This is a genomic window from Ferrovibrio terrae (assembly GCF_943372915.1).
GTDB lineage: Bacteria > Pseudomonadota > Alphaproteobacteria > Ferrovibrionales > Ferrovibrionaceae > Ferrovibrio > Ferrovibrio terrae_A.
In genome coordinates this window covers 119,139-137,116 of sequence record NZ_CALSAN010000001.1, presented here as the reverse complement: position 1 = coordinate 137,116, position 17,978 = coordinate 119,139, and the positions used below count along the sequence as shown (strand labels likewise).

The 17,978-nt window shown below is 64.3% G+C and carries 18 protein-coding genes; 13 read left to right on the top strand and 5 right to left on the bottom strand.

Annotated elements, in window-relative coordinates; genetic code table 11:
* Positions 1-4: 4 nt before the first annotated feature.
* The 4 genes from AAG821_RS00695 to AAG821_RS00680 are packed head-to-tail and all read left to right on the top strand — an operon-like array spanning position 5 to position 3,198.
* Positions 5-487 carry a FixH family protein gene (locus AAG821_RS00695; protein ID WP_341908999.1) on the top strand — a complete coding sequence of 161 codons (483 nt, stop codon included), beginning with the start codon at positions 5-7 and terminating at the stop codon, positions 485-487.
* Entirely contained in the window at positions 487-2,859 is a 2,373-nt protein-coding gene (locus tag AAG821_RS00690) for a heavy metal translocating P-type ATPase metal-binding domain-containing protein (protein ID WP_341909001.1), read from the top strand. Before AAG821_RS00695 ends, AAG821_RS00690 begins: the two co-directional genes overlap by 1 nt.
* Positions 2,856-3,035 carry a cbb3-type cytochrome oxidase assembly protein CcoS gene (gene ccoS, locus AAG821_RS00685; RefSeq protein ID WP_341909003.1) on the top strand — a complete coding sequence of 60 codons (180 nt, stop codon included), beginning with the start codon at positions 2,856-2,858 and terminating at the stop codon, positions 3,033-3,035. Before AAG821_RS00690 ends, ccoS begins: the two co-directional genes overlap by 4 nt.
* Positions 3,022-3,198, top strand: a complete 177-nt coding sequence (locus tag AAG821_RS00680; RefSeq protein ID WP_341909004.1) for a hypothetical protein — start codon at positions 3,022-3,024, stop codon at positions 3,196-3,198. The genes ccoS and AAG821_RS00680 overlap by 14 nt, the downstream gene beginning before the upstream one ends.
* Before the next feature lie 19 nt (positions 3,199-3,217).
* Here the strand turns inward: AAG821_RS00680 and AAG821_RS00675 are convergent, their stop codons facing one another.
* Positions 3,218-4,840, bottom strand: a complete 1,623-nt coding sequence (locus AAG821_RS00675) for an MBL fold metallo-hydrolase (protein ID WP_341909006.1) — start codon at positions 4,838-4,840, stop codon at positions 3,218-3,220.
* Positions 4,837-6,333 (bottom strand): thymidine phosphorylase family protein, encoded by a 1,497-nt coding sequence (locus AAG821_RS00670; RefSeq protein ID WP_341909007.1) that lies wholly within the window; start codon positions 6,331-6,333, stop codon positions 4,837-4,839. The genes AAG821_RS00675 and AAG821_RS00670 overlap by 4 nt, the downstream gene beginning before the upstream one ends.
* Positions 6,334-6,558: 225 nt before the next feature.
* Here AAG821_RS00670 and AAG821_RS00665 point away from each other — a divergent pair, with 225 nt between their 5' ends.
* Genes AAG821_RS00665 through AAG821_RS00655 form a run of 3 tightly spaced genes read left to right on the top strand, consistent with a single transcriptional unit; the run spans position 6,559 to position 8,862 of the window.
* Positions 6,559-7,803, top strand: a complete 1,245-nt coding sequence (locus AAG821_RS00665; protein WP_341909009.1) for a PAS domain S-box protein — start codon at positions 6,559-6,561, stop codon at positions 7,801-7,803.
* A complete protein-coding gene (fixJ, locus tag AAG821_RS00660; RefSeq protein WP_341909011.1) occupies positions 7,800-8,435 on the top strand; it encodes a response regulator FixJ in 636 nt (211 codons plus the stop codon). The genes AAG821_RS00665 and fixJ overlap by 4 nt, the downstream gene beginning before the upstream one ends.
* A 49-nt stretch (positions 8,436-8,484) precedes the next feature.
* On the top strand, positions 8,485-8,862 hold the full coding sequence (locus AAG821_RS00655) for a response regulator (RefSeq protein ID WP_341909012.1): 378 nt from the start codon (positions 8,485-8,487) through the stop codon (positions 8,860-8,862).
* Between the two features lie 116 nt (positions 8,863-8,978).
* On the opposite strand, the gene AAG821_RS00650 is transcribed toward AAG821_RS00655, so the two are convergent.
* Entirely contained in the window at positions 8,979-9,728 is a 750-nt protein-coding gene (locus tag AAG821_RS00650) for a cyclic nucleotide-binding domain-containing protein (protein WP_341909013.1), read from the bottom strand.
* 228 nt (positions 9,729-9,956) lie between these two features.
* Here AAG821_RS00650 and AAG821_RS00645 point away from each other — a divergent pair, with 228 nt between their 5' ends.
* Complete coding sequence (locus AAG821_RS00645; protein WP_341909015.1) at positions 9,957-11,789, top strand: ABC transporter ATP-binding protein/permease; 1,833 nt, start codon at positions 9,957-9,959, stop codon at positions 11,787-11,789.
* A gap of 70 nt (positions 11,790-11,859) precedes the next feature.
* On the top strand, positions 11,860-12,423 hold the full coding sequence (locus tag AAG821_RS00640; RefSeq protein ID WP_341909016.1) for a periplasmic heavy metal sensor: 564 nt from the start codon (positions 11,860-11,862) through the stop codon (positions 12,421-12,423).
* 6 nt (positions 12,424-12,429) lie between these two features.
* On the opposite strand, the gene AAG821_RS00635 is transcribed toward AAG821_RS00640, so the two are convergent.
* Positions 12,430-13,650, bottom strand: coding sequence for a TIGR03862 family flavoprotein (locus tag AAG821_RS00635; RefSeq protein ID WP_341909018.1), 1,221 nt, complete (start codon positions 13,648-13,650; stop codon positions 12,430-12,432).
* Between the two features lie 131 nt (positions 13,651-13,781).
* Here AAG821_RS00635 and AAG821_RS00630 point away from each other — a divergent pair, with 131 nt between their 5' ends.
* The 4 genes from AAG821_RS00630 to AAG821_RS00615 all read left to right on the top strand — a co-directional run bounded on the left by AAG821_RS00630 (position 13,782) and on the right by AAG821_RS00615 (position 16,945).
* Positions 13,782-14,477: a hemerythrin domain-containing protein gene (locus AAG821_RS00630; protein ID WP_341909020.1), complete on the top strand. Its 696-nt coding sequence runs from the start codon at positions 13,782-13,784 to the stop codon at positions 14,475-14,477.
* 291 nt (positions 14,478-14,768) lie between these two features.
* A complete protein-coding gene (gene dinB, locus AAG821_RS00625) occupies positions 14,769-15,824 on the top strand; it encodes a DNA polymerase IV (RefSeq protein WP_341909239.1) in 1,056 nt (351 codons plus the stop codon).
* Positions 15,824-16,312, top strand: a complete 489-nt coding sequence (locus tag AAG821_RS00620; protein ID WP_341909023.1) for a nucleoside 2-deoxyribosyltransferase — start codon at positions 15,824-15,826, stop codon at positions 16,310-16,312. The genes dinB and AAG821_RS00620 overlap by 1 nt, the downstream gene beginning before the upstream one ends.
* A gap of 30 nt (positions 16,313-16,342) precedes the next feature.
* The gene (locus tag AAG821_RS00615) at positions 16,343-16,945 is read left to right on the top strand and encodes a TetR/AcrR family transcriptional regulator (protein ID WP_341909025.1); all 603 of its coding nucleotides are present in this window, start codon (positions 16,343-16,345) and stop codon (positions 16,943-16,945) included.
* On the opposite strand, the gene AAG821_RS00610 is transcribed toward AAG821_RS00615, so the two are convergent.
* Entirely contained in the window at positions 16,903-17,883 is a 981-nt protein-coding gene (locus tag AAG821_RS00610) for a fatty acid desaturase (RefSeq protein WP_341909027.1), read from the bottom strand. The genes AAG821_RS00615 and AAG821_RS00610 overlap by 43 nt on opposite strands.
* Between the last annotated feature and the right edge of the window lie 95 nt (positions 17,884-17,978).

Genomic DNA, 17,978 nt, shown 5'->3' with positions numbered 1-17,978 from the left:
CGCCATGCTGAAAACAATGATCAGGCAACGCTGGATCCCCTCGCTGTTCATCATCGGCTTCCTGGTGGTGGTTGCGGTCAACGCGGTGCTGATCATCGCCGCGACCCGAACCTTCAGTGGCCTGGTGGTGGCGCATCCCTACACCAAGGGCGCGGAATACAATGCGAATCTGAAAACCCTGGCAGCTCAGCGCCAGCTGAACTGGCGCCATGTCGTGACGGTCGGCGCCAATGCCGACGGTTCGGTGCTGCTGCAGGTGCAGTGGACCGATCAGGCCGGCCTTGCGCTTGGCGGCCTGTCGGTGACGGCGACGCTCGACCGCCCGGTGGAAAAGCTGCCGGTTCAGAGCGTGACGCTGCAGGATCGTGGCGGCGGTGTCTATGCCGCATCGGTCACGCTGCCGCGTCAGGGCCTGTGGGACCTTCGCCTGGTTGCCAGCCGTGGTGAGCAGAGCTTTATCGCCGCCGATCGTATCCAGGTGCCGTGATGGCGACCGAGGTGCTGCAGGCGCTGTCATCGCCGCGGGTGCAGGCCGCCACCTGCCTGCATTGCGGCGAACCTGCGCGCGGTAACGACCGTTTCTGCTGCACCGGCTGCGCCAGTGCCAATGCCCTGATCACCGGCCTGGGCCTGGAGCAGTATTACCGGCTGCGCAATGCGGCAGCTCCGGTTGCTGTTGCGGCGGATGACAGCACCGACTGGCGGGAATTCAGCACGGCGCTGCCCGATGGGCGCTGGCGCCTGTCGGTACTGGTCGGCGACATGCATTGCGCCGCCTGCCTGTGGCTGATCGAACATGCGCTGCAGGCGGATGCCGCTGTCACCAGTGCGCGCCTGTCATCGTCCACGCAGCGGCTGACCATCGAATGGCGCGGCACGGATGCCGATGCCGGCCGGCTGGTGCACAGGGTCATGCAGCTTGGCTATCGCTGCCGCCCGGTCGATGTTTCGGCCCTGGAAAGCGAGACGGCCGCCGAGGAGCGCGGCCTGCTGCGCGCCATGGCGGTGGCCGGTTTTGCGGCTGCCAACATCATGCTGCTGTCGGTCTCGGTGTGGTCGGGTCATGTCGATGGCATGGGCAGCCACACCCGCGACCTGTTCCACCTGATCTCGGGCCTGCTGGCGGTGCCGGCGATTGCCTATGCCGGCCAGCCCTTTTTCCGTTCTGCGCTGAATGCCCTGCGGCATCGCCGCACCAATATGGATGTGCCGATCTCGATCGGTGTCACCCTCGCTGTGGTCGTCAGCATGGCAGAAGTGGTGCGCTCCGGGCCGCATGCCTATTTCGATGCCGCCGTCACCCTGCTGTTCTTCCTGCTGGTTGGCCGCTATCTCGACCTGCGCGCGCGCGGCTTTGCCCGGCGGACGGCCCAGCAGCTGCTGGCGCTGACCACGCGTCCCGTCACCGTGCTGACGGCAACCGGCAGCGTACAGCGTCCAGCCAGCCGCGTGGCGCTGAATGATCTTGTGCTGGTTGCCGCCGGCGAGCGGATCGGCGTCGACGGCATTGTTCAGAATGGCAGCTCGTCGATCGATGCCAGCCTGCTGAGCGGTGAAAGCCTGCCCCAGGCCGTGCAACCGGGGGCCATGGTCTATGCCGGTGCCCTGAATATCGATGCACCACTGACCCTGCGGGTCACGGCTGTGGGTCCGGCAACCCTGGTGGGCGAGATGACGCGCCTGCTGGAAAGCGCCGAGCAGAACCGCAGCCGCTTCGTGCGCCTGGCCGAACAGGTGGCGCGCTGGTATGCGCCGGTGGTGCATGTCACGGCCCTGCTCAGCTTTGCCGGCTGGATGCTGCTGGGTGACGCCGACTGGCGCGCCGCTGTGCTGATTTCCGCCGCCGTATTGATCATCACCTGCCCCTGCGCGCTGGCCCTTGCCGTGCCGGTGGTGCAGGTGGTCGCCAGCAGCCGGCTGATGCGCGGCGGCATCCTGCTCAAATCCGCCACTGCGCTGGAACGCGCCTCTGCCATCGACACCGTGATCTTCGACAAGACCGGCACGCTCACGCTCGGTCACCCGCGCCTGCTGGCGGCAGATGCCCGGGGACAGGCTTTGTTGCCGCTGGCGGCGGCGATGGCCATGCGCAGCCGGCATCCGCTCTGCGTCGCGCTGGTCGATGCCCATGGCGGCACGGTGCAGCCGGCCGAGGTGCAGGAATGTCCCGGCCAGGGCCTGATCCTGCGCAGTGCCGAAGGCGAAATCCGCCTTGGCAATGCGCGCTTTGTCGGCGCCACACCGCAGGACCGCGATGGCTGCAGCGAGCTGTGGCTGGCGCAGCCCAGCCAGACGCCCTATCGCTTCCGCTTCCGCGACGAACTGCGCGCCGATGCCGCAGCGGTGGTCGACATGCTGCGCCGCGACGGCCGCCGCGTGATCATGCTGTCCGGTGACCATACCGATGCTGCCGCCACCGTGGCCCAGACGCTGGGTATCAGCGACTGGCGGGCCGAGGTGACGCCGACGCAGAAGGCCGAGCATATCCTGGCCCTGAAACAGCAGGGCCATCGCGTGCTGATGGTGGGCGACGGGCTGAATGATGCGCCGGCGCTGGGCCATGCCGATGCTTCGCTGTCGCCGGCCACTGGCATGGATATCGCGCAGAATGCGGCCGATGCGGTATTCCAGGGCGACAAACTGGCGGCCGTGATTGAATTCCTCGATGTCGCCGGGCACAGCCAGCGCCTGTGCCGGCAGAATATCGGCTTCTCGCTGGTCTATAACCTGTTTGCCGTGCCGCTGGCGATTGCCGGTCTGGTGACGCCGCTGATTGCTGCCATCGCGATGTCGTCATCGTCGCTGGTGGTGGTGCTCAACGCGCTGCGGCTGACGGTTTTCATGCGGAGGGCACCATGACCATCCTGCTGCTGCTGATCCCGGTGGCGCTGCTGCTGGGCCTTGCCGGCATCTGGGGCTTCCTGTGGGCGATTTCGGCCGGCCAGTTCGACGACCTGAACGCGGCCGGAAACCGGATTCTTTTCGATGATGCGGATGCGCTGCTGCGCGAAGGACGGAAACATGAAACACGATGACACATTCGGCTATGCCCTGATGGCCGGCTTCCTGATCGTTCTGGGGCTGCTGGGGATTGTCATGGCCTCGCAGGCCGTGGATTTCACGATGCAGATTTTCGGCCTGGCGCTGGCGGTCTTTGCGGTGTTCTACACCTTCTTCGCCATCGACAAGACCAATTGACGCTCGCGCTGTTGCCGGCCTAGTCGGTGCCGGCGCCGCGCCCCAGGATGCGCTGCATCTTCTTCAGCAGGCGACGGCGGTCGAGATCGGATTTTGCGGTGCGCAGCTGATGCTGCACCTGCAGCATCAGGCGGGCGTAATCATTATGCCAGTCATGGCCTGAGATCGCCTCGGTTTCCGCATAGCGATCCAGGCGACGCGACTGCGGCTTCGCTTTCATCAGCCGGGGCTGTGCCTTGGCCAGGCTGTAGGTCTCATCCAGCTTCGGCACGATCACCTGCGGGGCACGTTCGCGCCACAGGGCAATCGAGGCATGCAGTGCGCCGATGGCATCGGGTTCGCCATGGGTCAGCATCAGGCTGCCATGGATCGGCAGCCGGTTGGTCAGCCAGTCCAGCAGCTCTTCATGATCGGCATGGCCGGAATAGATCTCCAGCTTGCGGATATGGGCGCGCACGGCCACTTCATCGCCCTGGATGCGCACGACCCGTTCGCCTTTCTCCAGCAGCGCGCCCAGCGTACCCGGCGCCTGATAGCCGATCAGCAGGATGGTGGCATTGGAGCGCCACAGGTTGTTCTTCAGGTGATGGCGGATGCGGCCGGCCTCGCACATGCCCGAGGCGGCGATGATGATGGCGCCGCCGGTCACCTGCTCGATCTGCATGCTTTCCTGCACGGTGCGGGTGAAGCGCAGGTTGCCGCCATCGAAGGGCCGCGCGGCACCGGCCTTGATGCCATTCTCCTGATGCAGGTATTTGGAAAATACGCTGGTGATGCGGGTGGCCAGCGGGGAATCGACAAAGATCGGCACGCGTTTGATGGTGCCATCGGCGATCAGCCTGGTCAGGTCGGCCAGCAGCTCCTGGGTGCGTTCCACCGCAAAGGCTGGAATCACCAGATTGCCGCCGGCGGTCAGCGCTGCCGTCACTTCCTCGGCCAGCACGGCGCGGCGCTGGCGGTCATCCAGCTTGGGCCGCGGTCGCCCGCCATAGGTCGATTCCATCACCACGATGTCAAGATCGCTCGGCGCCATCGCTTCCTGCTGCAGGGCCTTGTGCTCCGGGCCGATATCGCCGGAGAACAGCAGGCGCAGCGGCCTGGTGCCGCCGGCTTCCACCTCCAGTTCGATGGAGGCCGCGCCCAGGATATGGCCGGCATTCCAGAAACGGGCGCGCAGGCCCTGTGCGACATCGAACCAGCTGCCGAAGTCGCGTGCCGCCAGCAGGCGCAGGCAATCCTGCGCATCCTGCTCGGTGTAGATCGGCTGCACGATGCCGCCACCGCGCCGCTGGTTGCGGCGGTTCAGGCGTTCCACTTCCATTTCCTGGATGCTGCCGGAATCAGGCAGCATGAACTGCAGTAGGTCGGCTGTGCCGGGCGTGGCATAGATCGGCCCGGCATAGCCGGCCTTGACCAGCTTGGGCAGCAGGCCGCTATGGTCGATATGGGCATGGGTCACCAGCACGGCGGCGATGCGGCGCGGATCAAACGGCCAGGGCTGGTAGTTCAGCTGCTTGATCGTCTTGTCGCCCTGGAACATGCCGCAATCGACCAGCACATGGCGGTCGCCGATATCCAGCCGGTAGCAGGAGCCGGTCACCGTGCCGGCGGCACCATGGAAGGTCAGCTGGATCGGGATCATGACTTGCCTCGGGTGATCACATAGCCGCTGTCCTGGCCGGCCAGATCGGCGGCGAAGCCCAGGTCGGTCGGCAATGTGGCATGGATGCGATAGAGCGGCTCACGCTGGCGCACCGGATCGCCCACCTTGCGCAGCAGGTCGACACCGGCGCTCTTGAAGGCGGGCGCGCCGGCCATGCGGGCGACGCGGGCGATGCGCAGGCAGTCGATGCTCTGCACGACACCGTCGCAGCTTGCCGTCACCTCATGTCCGGATGGACTTGGGGTCAGTGGCGTATTGTGCGCACCCTGGGCCAGGATGATTTCTTCCATCGCCCGCATGGCGGCGCCGCTTTCCAGCAGTTCGCGGGCCCGGTGGATGCCCTGGCCGCCTTTCACCGAAATATCGGCTTCGATCAGGGCGCCGGCCAGCAGCAGGGCGCGTTCGCGCAGGTCGTCTGGCGCCGCGGCATCGTTGCGCAGCACCGCCATCACATCGCGGGCTTCCAGCACCGGGCCCACGCCATAGCCGATCGGCTGGCTGCCATCGGTCAGGCGGATGTCCAGGCTGAGGCCCAGCTTGCCGCCGACATACTCAAACATCTTGCGCAGATGGGCGGCCTCAGTGGCATTGCGCACCTTTGCCGTCGGTCCCACCGGGATGTCGAGCACCAGGTGGCTGGCGCCGGCAGTGAGTTTTTTCGACAGGATCGAGGCCACCATCTGCTCGCGCGTGTCGATGCGCAGCGGCCGTTCCACCGTGATGAGTACGTCATCGGCCGGCGAGAGATTGACCCGGCCACCCCAGACCAGGCAGCCGCCCACCTTGTCGACGATGGCGCGCATCTCGTCGGTGCCGATATCGACCCGGGCCAAAACCTCCATCGTATCGGCGGTGCCGGCCGGCGAGGTGATGGCGCGCGACGAGGTTTTCGGAATCGTCAGGCCATGGGCGACGACGATGGGCACCACGATCATCGAGGTGCGGTTTCCTGGAATGCCGCCGATGCAATGCTTGTCGACCACCAGGCGGCGGCCCCAGTCCAGATGCTTGCCGACCCCGGCCATGGCCTGGGTCAGGCTCAGCACTTCTGCAATCGTCATGAACCCGGCGCAGCCGACCAGGAAGGCGGCAACCTCCATCTTGCTGTAGCGCAGGGCGGCGATGTCGCCGATGATCGCGGCATACTGCTCGCGGTTCAGCTCGCGCCCGAGGATCTTGGCGCGCACCGCCTCCAGGCTTTCCGCCGGCTTGGGATGTTCGATCGAGGCCGGCGTGCCTGCCGGATGGCCGAAGGCATCGAAGGCAGCTTCCGACAGGCCGATCTCATCGGGCGCCAGCAGATCGGGGTCATCGACGATGTTGAGTGTCGCCGGCAGGCGGGCGCCACCGGCCTTGACCTCGATCTTGCCCAGCGCCTGGAATTCCTCGGCCCGATAATCCGGGCAACGCCGGCTCAGATAGGCGATACTTTCACGATGCGTGTCGATGGCGATCCGCTTGAGCTTGAGCATGGCCGATAAGGGTTGAAGGCAGGGTGGAATGGCTGCTGCGAGGCAGCCATCATTCTGCTAAGTTTCTAGCGCGTAAAGACGATTCAGGATTTGATCCGCATCAAGGGCGGGACGGGCGGTCCGGCCTGCAGCCAGAGTATATAGAAGAGTGGATGTTTTCCGGGTGAGCAGGCGACGATGACGCGGCAATGGCTTAAACCATTGATAATACTAATAATTGCCGCGGTGGGCTTGCTGCTGTCCATCGTGGTGTATGAATCCACGGCATCCTGGCTGTGGCTTGCCATCGGGCTTGGAGTCACGGCGGCTCTGGTGCTGGCTTTCGGTCTTGCCTATCGCGAAACGATCCGCGCCGAACGGCAGGCGGCCGAACGGTTCCGTGCGGTGATCGACAATGCCCATGACGCCATCATCGCCATCGATGCGCAGGGCAGGGTCGAGATGTTCAACCGGGCAGCCGAGCGCATCTTCGGCTATCACGCCCATGAGGTGATCGGCCGCAATGTCCATATGCTGATGCCCGAGCCGTATCACGGCGAGCATGACGGCTATCTGCGCAGCTATATCCAGACCGGCAAGGCGAAGATCATTGGCACAGGCCGCGAGGTTCAGGCCCTGCACAAGAGCGGCACGGTCTTTCCGATCGATCTTTCCATCGGCGAAATGCGCAGTGGCAACAGCCGCGGCTTCATCGGCGTGATCCGCGATATCACCGAGCGGCACCAGTCAGAACGGCAGGTGCGCGAACTGACCGCCGAGCTGGTGCATATCTCGCGCCTGAGTGCGATGGGGCAGCTGTCGTCGTCGCTGGCCCATGAACTGAACCAGCCACTGACGGCGATCATGAATTATGCTGAAGCGGCGCGGCAAATGGTCGAACTCTCCGGTGAACGCAGCCTGCCGAAGGTGAAGGAATTCCTCGGCAAGACAGTCGAACAGGCCGAACGTGCCGGCCAGATTATCCGCCGCCTGCGCAGCTTCGTCGAGAAGGGCCCGGTGGAGCGCAGCCTGGAGGAACTGAACAAGGTGGTGCTCGATGCCAGCAATCTCGCTGCCATCGGCGTGCGGGTCGAGGGCATCCGGATGAATTTCGATCTGGACGATACCTTGCCGCCCATCAGCATCGACAAGATCCAGATCCAGCAGGTGGTGGTGAATCTGGTGCGCAATGCCGTCGAGGTGCTGCGCGAGGTGGAGCGGCGCGAGCTCACCATCCGCACGCGCAGCGATGCCGACAGCCAGGAGGTTTCGGTTTGCGACACCGGACCCGGTCTCGCCCCCGCCATCGCCGAGAAACTGTTCACGCCTTTCCTGACCACCAAGAAGGATGGCATGGGCATCGGCCTGTCGATCAGCCGGTCTATCGTCGAGGCCCATGACGGCCAGCTCTGGGCCGAAGCCAATCCCGGTGGCGGCACCATCTTCCGCTTTCGCCTGCCAGTCACCGCCAAGGCCGGGGCGGCATCATGAGCGGCGATACAGTGTTCATCGTCGACGACGATGAGGCCGTGCGCGAATCGCTCTCGGCCGTGCTGGAAACCCAGGGGCTGACGGTGATCGGCTTCGCCTCGGCGGAAGCCTTCCTGCTCAGCTACAAGCCGGTGCCGGTGGGCTGCGCCATCATCGATCTGCGCATGCCCGGCATGGATGGCCTCACCCTGCTGGAACACCTGCGCAGCAAGGGGTTGATGCTGCCTGCCGTGGTTGTCACCGGTCATGGCGATGTCCCGCTTGCGGTACGCGCCATGAAGGCGGGTGCCATCGACTTCATCGAAAAACCCTACACCAATGCCACGCTGCTGGATGCCGTGCGTCGTGGGCTCGACAGTGCGCGGGCCGGCGCGCTGGGCCAGCTGGACCAGAGTGATATAAAGGCGCGACTCGATACTCTTACGGGGCGCGAGCGTGATGTGCTGCGGCAGCTGATCATCGGCAACCCCAACAAGATTATCGCCTTCCATCTGAGCATCAGTCCGCGAACCGTGGAAATTCATCGCGCCAACGTGATGAAAAAGATGGGTGCCGAAAGTCTGTCGCATCTGGTGCGCATGGCTCTGGGGGCCGGCCTGGCCGGTGATGAAAAAGAGGGCACGAACCCTTAGGTGAATCCCCTTACTTGTGCCGGCCTGAATCAGGCAGCAAAAATATGCCATGAGCGGTGAAACCGGACAGATCATCTATGTCATCGATGATGATGACGTGGTGCGCGACTCCCTGAAGGTGCTTCTGGAAGTGCGGCAGTACCGGGTGCGCGATTTCGAGTCGGGCGATCAGTTTCTGGCCGAGAATCCGGACTTGGGCGACTGCTGCATGATTGTCGATGTGCATATGCCGGGTATGACCGGGCTTGATCTGCTGGGTGTTCTACGCCAGCGCGGCGAAACAATGCCGGCCATCCTGATCACCGGTCGTCGCGACAGCCATATCGAAGCCCAGGCCGCCGCACTGGGTCAGGTGATCCTGCTCGACAAGCCGCTGCCGCACAGCCGCCTGTTCAGCGCCATCGAGCAGATGCTCGCGCGCGCCTGACGCGCAACGCCTTATCGTTGGTTTTATCATCGAAAAAAAGGCCGGCAGTAACATTGCCGGCCTAGGTTGCTGCCACAGGGAAAGGCAGCGCGGGGGAACTGTGACCGCCGTGGTGCTCAGTCGGCGGCGAGATCTTCCAGGGTTTGCGGCGCCGTGACCAGGATCGTGTGACTGTCGACCAGGCTGATCCAGCGCTGCTGGCGGAATTTTGAGATCGTGCGGCTGACCGTCTCGATGGTGAGGCCGAGATGATCGGCAATATCGCCACGGCTCATCGGCAGAAACACCTGTATGCCGCGCGCCTGCTGCCCCGTCGCGAATGACAGGAGGAAGCTCGCCATGCGTTCGACGGCGGTCTTGCGGCCGAGCAGCAGCAGCATGCGGTTGCTGGCCTCAAGCTGACGGCACATCAGGCGGAACAGCTGCCGGCCGGCGGCGGGATCTGATTCGATTACGGCGTCGAAGTCCTTACGGGGATAGCGGGTCAGCACGCAGTCGGTGATCGCCTCCACGCTGCAATCATGTTCGGCGGCTTCCGAGAAGCCGAAGAAATCGCCCGGCTTGAGGAAATGCGCGATATGACGGCGGCCATCCGGCAGGATGCGCACCACGCGCAGGATGCCCTCGGTCACCTTGTAGACATGGGTATTCGCATCGCCGGTCTCCAGAACCGCGGTCCCGCGCTGGGCCTGGATCGGCCGACCGATGCGCTGCAGCAGGTCGGCGGCGCCGGGCAGAGGAACGACAGCGCCCGGCGTGAGGTCGGGAACAGATGCTGGCCGGCGCGCGGGCTGGGCAGCGGGGCGGGCCAGGAGCGCAGGATGGGCCCGCTGACCGGACTGCATAACCGCGTGAACATTTGCCATGGTTTTCTCCCACTTGCCGACTGTGTTGGGCCAATGAGTACTGGCAAAAAGCCTTGCGGGACATTTGGGTCTTATACCTAAGGGGAATTACGTAGAGGTCATTGGCGGGCCGGATTGTATGCAGGCAGGGGCCGGTCTTTGATCTGGATTAAGGGTAATGACGTTGCCGCTGCTAGGATTGTGGCCCATGGTTGCAATCCTTCCACCTGATCTCCCCCAGCCCCCGTCATGAGCAGCCTGCGTACTGCGATGCCCAAACCCGTGCTCGGCCGCTTTTTGCTGCTGTCGCGCGGATATTTTTCTGGTGACTTGAAATGGCGGGCGCGGATTCAGCTGGCCGTCATGCTGCTGCTCGGCGTCGCCCAGGTCGCGCTGGTCATCCGGCTCAATCTGTGGAATGCGGACCTGTTCGATGCACTCGAGCGCCATGCCTCCGATCGCTTCCTGTACCAGGTCGGCATCTTCGCCGCCCTGATCCTCGGCATCATGGTGGTCAACATGGTGCATCTGCAGGTGAAGCGGAATCTGCAGCTGGGCTGGCGCGAATGGCTAACCAGCCATGTCGTGCAGGACTGGATGGCGGAGGCGCATCACTATCAGATCTCGCTGCTGCCCGGCAGCCATGACAATCCGGATGCGCGCATCGCCGATGATATCCGGATTGCCACTGAAGCCGCCATCGATCTTGTGCATTCGGCTTTTTACTGCCTGCTGTTACTGTTCAGTTTCTTCGGCATTCTGTGGTCGCTGTCCGGCGTGCTGCATGTCACGCTGCAGGACGTCACCATTCCGGTATACGGCCACATGGTCTGGCTGGCCTTCCTGTATGCCGGGGCCGGGTCGGTGCTGGCCTTCCTGGTCGGCGGACAGCTGATGGCCGTGGCCAATAACCGGCAGACGACGGAAGCCGATTTCCGCTTTGCGCTGGCCGAGGCGCGCGAAAATGCCGAAGCGATTGCACTGGTGCAGCGCGAGCCCAACGAGCGCCAGCGTCTGCAACGCCTGTTCAAGGCGATCCGCACCATCTGGGATGAACAGACCATCGGCCTGCGCAGCCTGATGCTGTTCTCCTCGGCCTACAGTGTTTTGGCAACGATGTTTCCGATCTTGGTCGCCAGTCCGCGCTATTTGGCGGGTACCATCACCCTGGGCGCACTGATGCAGACCGGACAGGCCTTTCAGCAGATGACCGCGGCGCTGTCCTGGCCCGTGGATAACTTTGCCCGCCTGGCGGAATGGCATGCTTCGGTGGAGCGTGTGCTCGCCCTGCAGGATGCCGTCGATAATCTGAAACGCCAGATCGCACTGCGCGGCGAGGACGGCATCCAGATCAGTGCAACCGCCGGGCCTTCGCTGAGCATCCGCGACCTGGCCATTGCCAGCCCGATGAATGGCGTGCTCGCTTCCGGGATCAGTGCCGAAATCCAGCCCGGCGAGCGTGTGCTGATCACCGGCGACAGCGAGGTCGGGTTGATGCTGTTCAAGGCGGTGACCGGCATCTGGCTCTGGGGTTCAGGCACAATCGAACTGCCTGACAATGCCACGATCGTGTTCATGCCTGCCCGTCCTTACCTGCCGCATGAAACCCTGCGCACGATCCTGGCCTATCCGGCAGAGGCGGCGACTCTGGCGGATGACGCCTGCAATACCGCGCTGCGCAAGGTGGGGCTGACCCAGCTGGAAGGCCGCCTCGATGCGGTCGAAGCCTGGGATCATCTGCTGTCGCCGGCCGAGCAGCAGCGCCTCGCCTGCGCCAACCTGCTGCTCCGGCGCCCGCAATGGATCTTCCTGGCCCATGCTACCGAATTTCTCGAAGCTGAGGACGAACTGGCCCTGCTGCAGACCCTCTTCACCGAGCTGCCTGATGCAACCATTTTGACCCTCAGCCATCATGCCGGCTTCGATGCCCTGCATTCCCGCAAGCTCTATCTGGAACGCGAGGGCGGCAAGCTTGTCACGGTGCATGACGAAGGCCTGCCGCAGCCTGCCGGCTCTGCCGAGGCGGGCCACTTCGGCCGTATCCGCCGGCTGCTCGCCTCAATCCGCGAAGGCCTGTCCTGAGGCATCTTCGGCTTGAGCCTCCCGCGTGGGAAGGTTTTATGCTGAGGCCACAGCAATCCTGGAGGCCCCGATGTCTGATTCTGTGAAACTCGTCGCGATTGCCGCAGTGCTGGCCGTCTTCAGCACCACCGCCCATGCCCAGCATCAGCATATGAGTGGCTATGCCGGCATGACGGCGCGACCGATTAAGGCGCTGTCGGATGACCAGATCACCCAGCTGCGCGAGGGCCGTGGCATGGGACTTTCTCTGTCGGCAGAGCTGAACAGCTATCCGGGGCCGCTGCATGTGCTGGAGATGGAGCAACTGCTGGATTTGACGCCTGAGCAGCGTGTGCGGCTATCTGCCCTGCAGGGCGAAATGAGCAGCCAGGCCAAAGCCCTGGGCGCGCAGATCATTGCAGCCGAAGGCCGGCTCGATGCTGCCTTTGCCGCCGGCACGGCCCAGCAGCTTGACATTGTTGCCACGCTGAACGAGATCGGCCGGCTGAATGGGGAGCTGCGTGCCGTGCATATCCTGGCCCATATGGAAACGCGGGCGGTGCTGCGGCCGGAGCAGATCACCCGCTATGATGTCGAGCGCGGCTACACACAGCGGCAGCCGGCGCGCCATTCCGCACCGGGCCACCGGCACTAGGTTTTTCTAGCCGGCCTGCCGGGACTGCAGCCAGTCGACCACGCCCTGGCCGGCCACCACGCCGGTGGCCATGCAGCCCTGCAGCAGGTAGCCGCCGGTGGGGGCTTCCCAGTCCAGCATCTCGCCGGCGACGAAGACACCGGGCCGGCGTTTCAGCATCAGGCGGTCATCCAGTTCGTCCAGGGCGATGCCGCCGGCGGTGGAGATCGCACGCTCAAGACCGGACGGCGCCAGCAACTGCACGGGCATAGCCTTGATCAGCATGACAAGCGGTGTCGCGCTGTCGCCCGCATGCAGCGCTTCCTGCACCAGGCCGATGGCCACCGGCGGCAGGTTGATGCGCTTGCGCAGGAAATTCGACAGCGAGGCCCCGCGGCGCGATTCAGCCAGCAGCGCGGCCAGCGCTTCTGTCGTCAGGTCCGGCCGCAGGTCGATCTGCAGCCGGGCGCTGCCATCGCGGTTGATTGCCTCGCGCAACAGCGCGGATAGCGCGTAGACGGCGCCACCCTCGATGCCCTGAGCGGTGATCACCGCTTCGCCGCGCACCGTCTGACCGGCAAAGGACAGCGCAATGCGTTTCAGCGGTGCGCCGGCGTGACGCTCCCGGAACGGCGCCGACCATGCGACCGTGAAACCGCAATTGGCCGGCTGCAGCGGCGTGATGGCAAGTTCGGGCATCAGGGCGGTCCAGCTGCCATCGGCACCCAGCCTTGGCCAGGAAGCGCCGCCGAGGGCCAGTACTGTGGCATCTGTCCTCACGGTCGTGCCGTCGAGGAATGTCAGCGCGCCATCGGCGGTCCAGCCGGTCCATTGCGCGCGCGGCACCAGGCGCACGCCAAGTTCGGTGAGCCGCGACAGCCAGGCGCGCAGCAGCGGGCTGGCCTTCATGGCTTTGGGAAAGACGCGGCCGCTGCTGCCAATGAAGGTCGGCTGACCGAGCGCCTCGCACCAGGCCACCAGGGCAGCAGCCGGAAAGGCATCCAGATGAGCCGCCATCCAGCCGCTGGCCGCGCCATAGCGGCTGCGGAACCGCTCGGCCGGCTCGGAATGGGTGATGTTCAGGCCGCCGCGACCGGCCATCAACAGCTTGCGCGCCGGGCTGGGCATGCGATCGAACACGGTCACGCTTGCGTCGGCATGCGCGGCGGCAATCACTTCGGCGGCCATCAGGCCGGCCGGTCCGCCGCCGATAATGGCGACGCGGTGTGCTGGAGCGGGATTCGACATCGCCTCTTATTGGCCTGTCGGCAACGGAATGGCAATCGGTCAGGCGTTCAAGGCGGAACTTAATCGCGGGCACAAGGGTTTGTGGTCCCACCAGCAGAGTCCAGACAACACAAATCAGGGAGATTTGCCCCATGGCCAAGACAACGACCAAAGCCCGCACGGCCCCGCGCGCCAAGAAGGCCGCGAAATCCGCCACTACGCGCCGCAAGACCACCACCCGCACCAAGGCTGCCCGAACCAAGTCCGCGACAAGCCGCAAGCCCGCCGCGCGCACCACCGCCCGTGGGGCATCACAGCGCCGTCCTGCGGCCAGCAAGGTGCCGGCGGCGATCGTGCGGGCTGCCCAGCAGATGAAGACCAGTCTGGCGGTCGCTGAATTCCCCGATGATGCCATCGCCCTGCTGCAGCAGGATCATCGCCAGGTCGAAAGCCTGTTCGAGGAATTCGAGAACACGCAGGGCAAGGCCAAAAAGGCCGGCATCGCGGCGAAAATCTGCCTTGAACTGCGGGTGCATATGCAGATCGAGGAAGAATTGCTCTATCCGCCGGCGCATAAGGAGATCGAGCATGACCTGGTCGATGAGGCCATCGTCGAGCATGCTTCGGCCAAGGATCTGGTGAAGCAGATCGAGACCATGGACCCTGCCGAGCATCTCTATGACGCCAAGGTCAAGGTGCTGAGCGAATACATCAAGCATCATGTCAAGGAAGAGGAAGCCGAGATGTTCCCCAAGCTGCGGGGACACAAGCTCAATCTGCATGATCTGGCCAAAAGTCTGGCCAAGCGGAAAGTCGAGCTGATCAGCAAGTATGCCAAGGCTGGTTGAGGAAATGCGCGCTGTTTGCCGGGGATGACCAACCCGGCTCTATCGGACAGCGCAAGCGCAAGGCCGCGCCTTTCGAATAGCATTACGAAAAGCGCGGCCTGAGCGCGGCGCAACCGCACCCGGGCCTGAGGGTGGCGCCAAATCCATCAAGGCGACAGCGGAGCCGGTGACCGCGGCGCGCAAACCCGGTATCCATAGCGCTGCATGGACAAGGCCCAGCAGCAGACCGTGGATACATCGCCGCCTGAAGCGGCCGATCCGGCGCGCCTGCGCAAGATCATCCATATCGACATGGATGCCTTCTATGCTTCGGTGGAACAGCGCGACAATCCGGAGCTGCGTGGCAAGCCGGTGGCGGTCGGCGGCTCGCGCGAGCGCGGCGTGGTGGCGGCCGCCAGCTACGAGGCGCGCAAATTCGGCGTGCGCTCGGCCATGGCATCGGTAACGGCGAAGCGCAAATGCCCGGAGCTGATCTTCGTGCGGCCGCGCTTTGAAGTTTATCGCCAGATCTCGCACCAGATCCGCGACATTTTTGCCGACTACACACCGCTGATCGAACCGCTGTCGCTGGACGAGGCGTATCTCGATGTCACCGAGAATTTGAAGGGCATCGAGTCGGCCACGCAGATCGCCGAGGAAATTCGCGCCAGGGTCAAGGCGGTGACGCAGCTCACGGCATCTGCCGGTGTGTCCTACAACAAGTTCCTTGCCAAGCTGGCCTCCGATCACCGCAAGCCTGACGGGCTGTTCGTGATTACGCCGAAGATGGGACCGGGCTTTGTCGAGGATCTGCCGGTCGGGCGCTTCCACGGCATCGGGCCGGCCACCTCGGCCAAGATGAACGGACTGGGGATCGAGACCGGACTTGACCTGCGGGCGCAGAGCCTGCCGTTCCTGCAGCAGCATTTCGGCAAGGCCGGCACGCATTACTACTGGATTGCCCGCGGCATCGATCATCGCCAGGTGCGGCCCGACCGTGTGCGCAAATCGGTCGGCGCCGAGAACACCTTCTCGGACGATCTGTTCAACAGTGGTGAGGCCGAGGTTGAACTGCAGCCGATCATCGCCAAGGTGTGGCGCTATTGCGAGAAGGCCGGCATTCGTGGCCGCACGGTAACACTGAAAGTCAAATTCGCCGATTTCCAGCAGATCACCCGCAGCCGCACCCTGCCGCAGGCGGTCGGCTCCGAAGCCGAGATCGCACAGATCGTCGAAACCCTGATGCAGCCGCTGTTCCCGGTGGTGAAGGGCATCCGGCTGCTCGGTGTCACACTCTCATCGCTCGGCGAGGATGCACCCGAAGACAGTGCAGAGGCCGAGACCCCGCAACTGCGCCTGACCCTGTGATGTCGATGAAACTCTATCTGGCCGGTCCCGATGTGTTTGCCCCCGATGCTGCGGCACGCTTCGAGGCGATGCGCGCGGCCTGCCGGGCCAATGGTTTTGAGCCGCTGACGCCGGTGGATACAGCGCTGCCCGAGGGCGTGCAGGGCGTGGCGCTGGCGCGGTTCATCAAGGATGCCAATGTCGCGCTGATCCGGCGTTGCGATGCCGTGGTTGCCAATATCGCGCCGTTCCGCGGCCCCAACATGGATCCGGGCACGGCCTGGGAAATCGGCTATGCCGAGGCCCTCGGCAAGCCGGTGGTGCTGTGGAGCGAGACACCGGTGTTGTTGGCCGAACGGACGCCCGGCGATGGCAGGCTGGATGCGCAGGGCTGGATGATCGAAAATTTCGGCCTCGCCGAGAATCTGATGATTGCCATCAACAGCCACGGCGTGGCGCCTGATTTCGCCACGGCACTGGCGCGCCTTCACGGCCTGACCGGCAATTGACAGCATGCCGGCCGGTTGCTTCGATATGCTATGACAAAAAAGCCTAGAGCTGCGATCCCGAAAGCATCGGCACGCCGTGGCCGGCCCCGCTCGCTGGAAACCGAGACCGCGATTCTGGAGGCCGCCTATCGCCTCGCTGCATCGCAGGGCCTGAGCGCCACCACGGTGGATGCCATCGCGCGTGAATCGCAGGTTTCCAAGATGACCATCTACAAATGGTGGCCCTCGCGTGATGCCCTGCTGATCGATGCCTTCCTGCGTCAGGCCGCGGTGATGGTGCCGCTGCCCGAACAGGGTGACCCGCTCAGTATCCTGCGCGACCATGCTGCCGCCTATGCCAGGGCGCTGAATACGGATTTCGGCAAGGTGCAGGTGGCGGTGATCGCCGAAGACATGGCGAAAAACGGGTCAGGCGCGCTGTTCCGCGACCGCTATCTCAAGGCGCGCAAGGGCATCGGCGTCCAGGTGATCCAGCGCGGCCAGGATGCCGGCCGCTTCCGTCGCTCAGTGTCAGCGGCCGAGCTGTATGACCGCATCTACGGCACGCTGTTCTACCAGTTCCTGTTCGGCCTGCGCAAAGTGACGCCGGCTCATGCCCGTGCGCTGGTCGAGTCGGTGCTGCTGCCCGAGTGAGCGGCCCCCAGCGCCTTGGCGCGCAGATGGCCCCAGACCTCGCGCACCACGCGGTTATAGCCCTGTCCCTTATGCTGGATATGGCCATCGATCAGGGCGTTCAGTTTCGCCAGGGCGTGGAATGGCACCGAAGGGTAGGCGTGATGCTCGGCGTGATAGGGCATGTTCCAGGCAAACCAGTGCATCACCGCGTTGGTATAGGTGGTGCGGGTATTCTCAAACGCGCTGCCGGTGGTGGCGCAGCCGGTATGTTCCGACAGCAGATAGGGCCGCAGCAGCAGCTGGCCGATAAACAGCGGCAGCAGCCAGGCCCAGAGCAGCACGGCGGTCTGCAGCGCCAGTGAGCCGGCCAGCAGCGCGGCATAGACCAGCAGATAGAGCCGCGCTTCCAGCACGATCAGGCCGCGCTTGGCCTCGGGAATCCACGGCGCCGTCACTTTGCCGGTGATGGCATGGCGCAGCATCAGGGCAAAACGCTTCAGCACCTGCGTGGTGCCGGAGAAGGTGAAGGCCAGCGCCAGCCAGTTGTGCGGCACCGTCTTGAACAGCAGTTCCGGGTCCTTGTCCTGGTCCTGGGTGTAGCGGTGATGGTCCCAGTGGAACAGCGTGTAATATTCGTAGGGCAGCATGATGAGGGCGCCCGATGTCTGGCCCACCACGGCATTGATCCAGCGCGTGCGGAATGCGGTTTTATGGGCGGTCTCATGCACCGCCATGAACTGATAACCGATGAAATAGGCCTGCAGCAGGATCAGCGGCACGGCCCACCACAAGGCCGCCGCCGTTGTCGCCATGGAGATCAGCCAGCCGGTACCGAGGATGGTGGCGTATTGCACCGTGATGCGGATCAGGGCCGGTGTGTTGCTTTTGACGCAGAGCTCGCGCAGTTGCAGCGGCGTGACCGGCCGCTGCGTTCCGGTGAACTGGATATCGCTCATTGCGCGTCGCTCCTGCAGGCGGCCACTGCCTAAATTTCAGGCTTGGCGCGTCGTCTATATAGTGTACTATAAGTACAGTTTAGTGAAATGACGTC

Excerpts from the sequence above, each read along its gene's own strand:
- AAG821_RS00695 (WP_341908999.1), top strand. The coding sequence starts at position 5 with ATGCTGAAAACAATGATCAGGCAACGCTGGATCCCCTCGCTGTTCATC.
- AAG821_RS00690 (WP_341909001.1), top strand. The coding sequence starts at position 487 with ATGGCGACCGAGGTGCTGCAGGCGCTGTCATCGCCGCGGGTGCAGGCC.
- ccoS (WP_341909003.1), top strand. The coding sequence starts at position 2,856 with ATGACCATCCTGCTGCTGCTGATCCCGGTGGCGCTGCTGCTGGGCCTT.
- AAG821_RS00680 (WP_341909004.1), top strand. The coding sequence starts at position 3,022 with ATGAAACACGATGACACATTCGGCTATGCCCTGATGGCCGGCTTCCTG.
- AAG821_RS00675 (WP_341909006.1), bottom strand. The coding sequence starts at position 4,840 with ATGATCCCGATCCAGCTGACCTTCCATGGTGCCGCCGGCACGGTGACC.
- AAG821_RS00670 (WP_341909007.1), bottom strand. The coding sequence starts at position 6,333 with ATGCTCAAGCTCAAGCGGATCGCCATCGACACGCATCGTGAAAGTATC.
- fixJ (WP_341909011.1), top strand. The coding sequence starts at position 7,800 with ATGAGCGGCGATACAGTGTTCATCGTCGACGACGATGAGGCCGTGCGC.
- AAG821_RS00655 (WP_341909012.1), top strand. The coding sequence starts at position 8,485 with ATGAGCGGTGAAACCGGACAGATCATCTATGTCATCGATGATGATGAC.
- AAG821_RS00650 (WP_341909013.1), bottom strand. The coding sequence starts at position 9,728 with ATGGCAAATGTTCACGCGGTTATGCAGTCCGGTCAGCGGGCCCATCCT.
- AAG821_RS00645 (WP_341909015.1), top strand. The coding sequence starts at position 9,957 with ATGAGCAGCCTGCGTACTGCGATGCCCAAACCCGTGCTCGGCCGCTTT.
- AAG821_RS00640 (WP_341909016.1), top strand. The coding sequence starts at position 11,860 with ATGTCTGATTCTGTGAAACTCGTCGCGATTGCCGCAGTGCTGGCCGTC.
- AAG821_RS00635 (WP_341909018.1), bottom strand. The coding sequence starts at position 13,650 with ATGTCGAATCCCGCTCCAGCACACCGCGTCGCCATTATCGGCGGCGGA.
- AAG821_RS00630 (WP_341909020.1), top strand. The coding sequence starts at position 13,782 with ATGGCCAAGACAACGACCAAAGCCCGCACGGCCCCGCGCGCCAAGAAG.
- dinB (WP_341909239.1), top strand. The coding sequence starts at position 14,769 with ATGGATGCCTTCTATGCTTCGGTGGAACAGCGCGACAATCCGGAGCTG.
- AAG821_RS00620 (WP_341909023.1), top strand. The coding sequence starts at position 15,824 with ATGTCGATGAAACTCTATCTGGCCGGTCCCGATGTGTTTGCCCCCGAT.
- AAG821_RS00615 (WP_341909025.1), top strand. The coding sequence starts at position 16,343 with ATGACAAAAAAGCCTAGAGCTGCGATCCCGAAAGCATCGGCACGCCGT.
- AAG821_RS00610 (WP_341909027.1), bottom strand. The coding sequence starts at position 17,883 with ATGAGCGATATCCAGTTCACCGGAACGCAGCGGCCGGTCACGCCGCTG.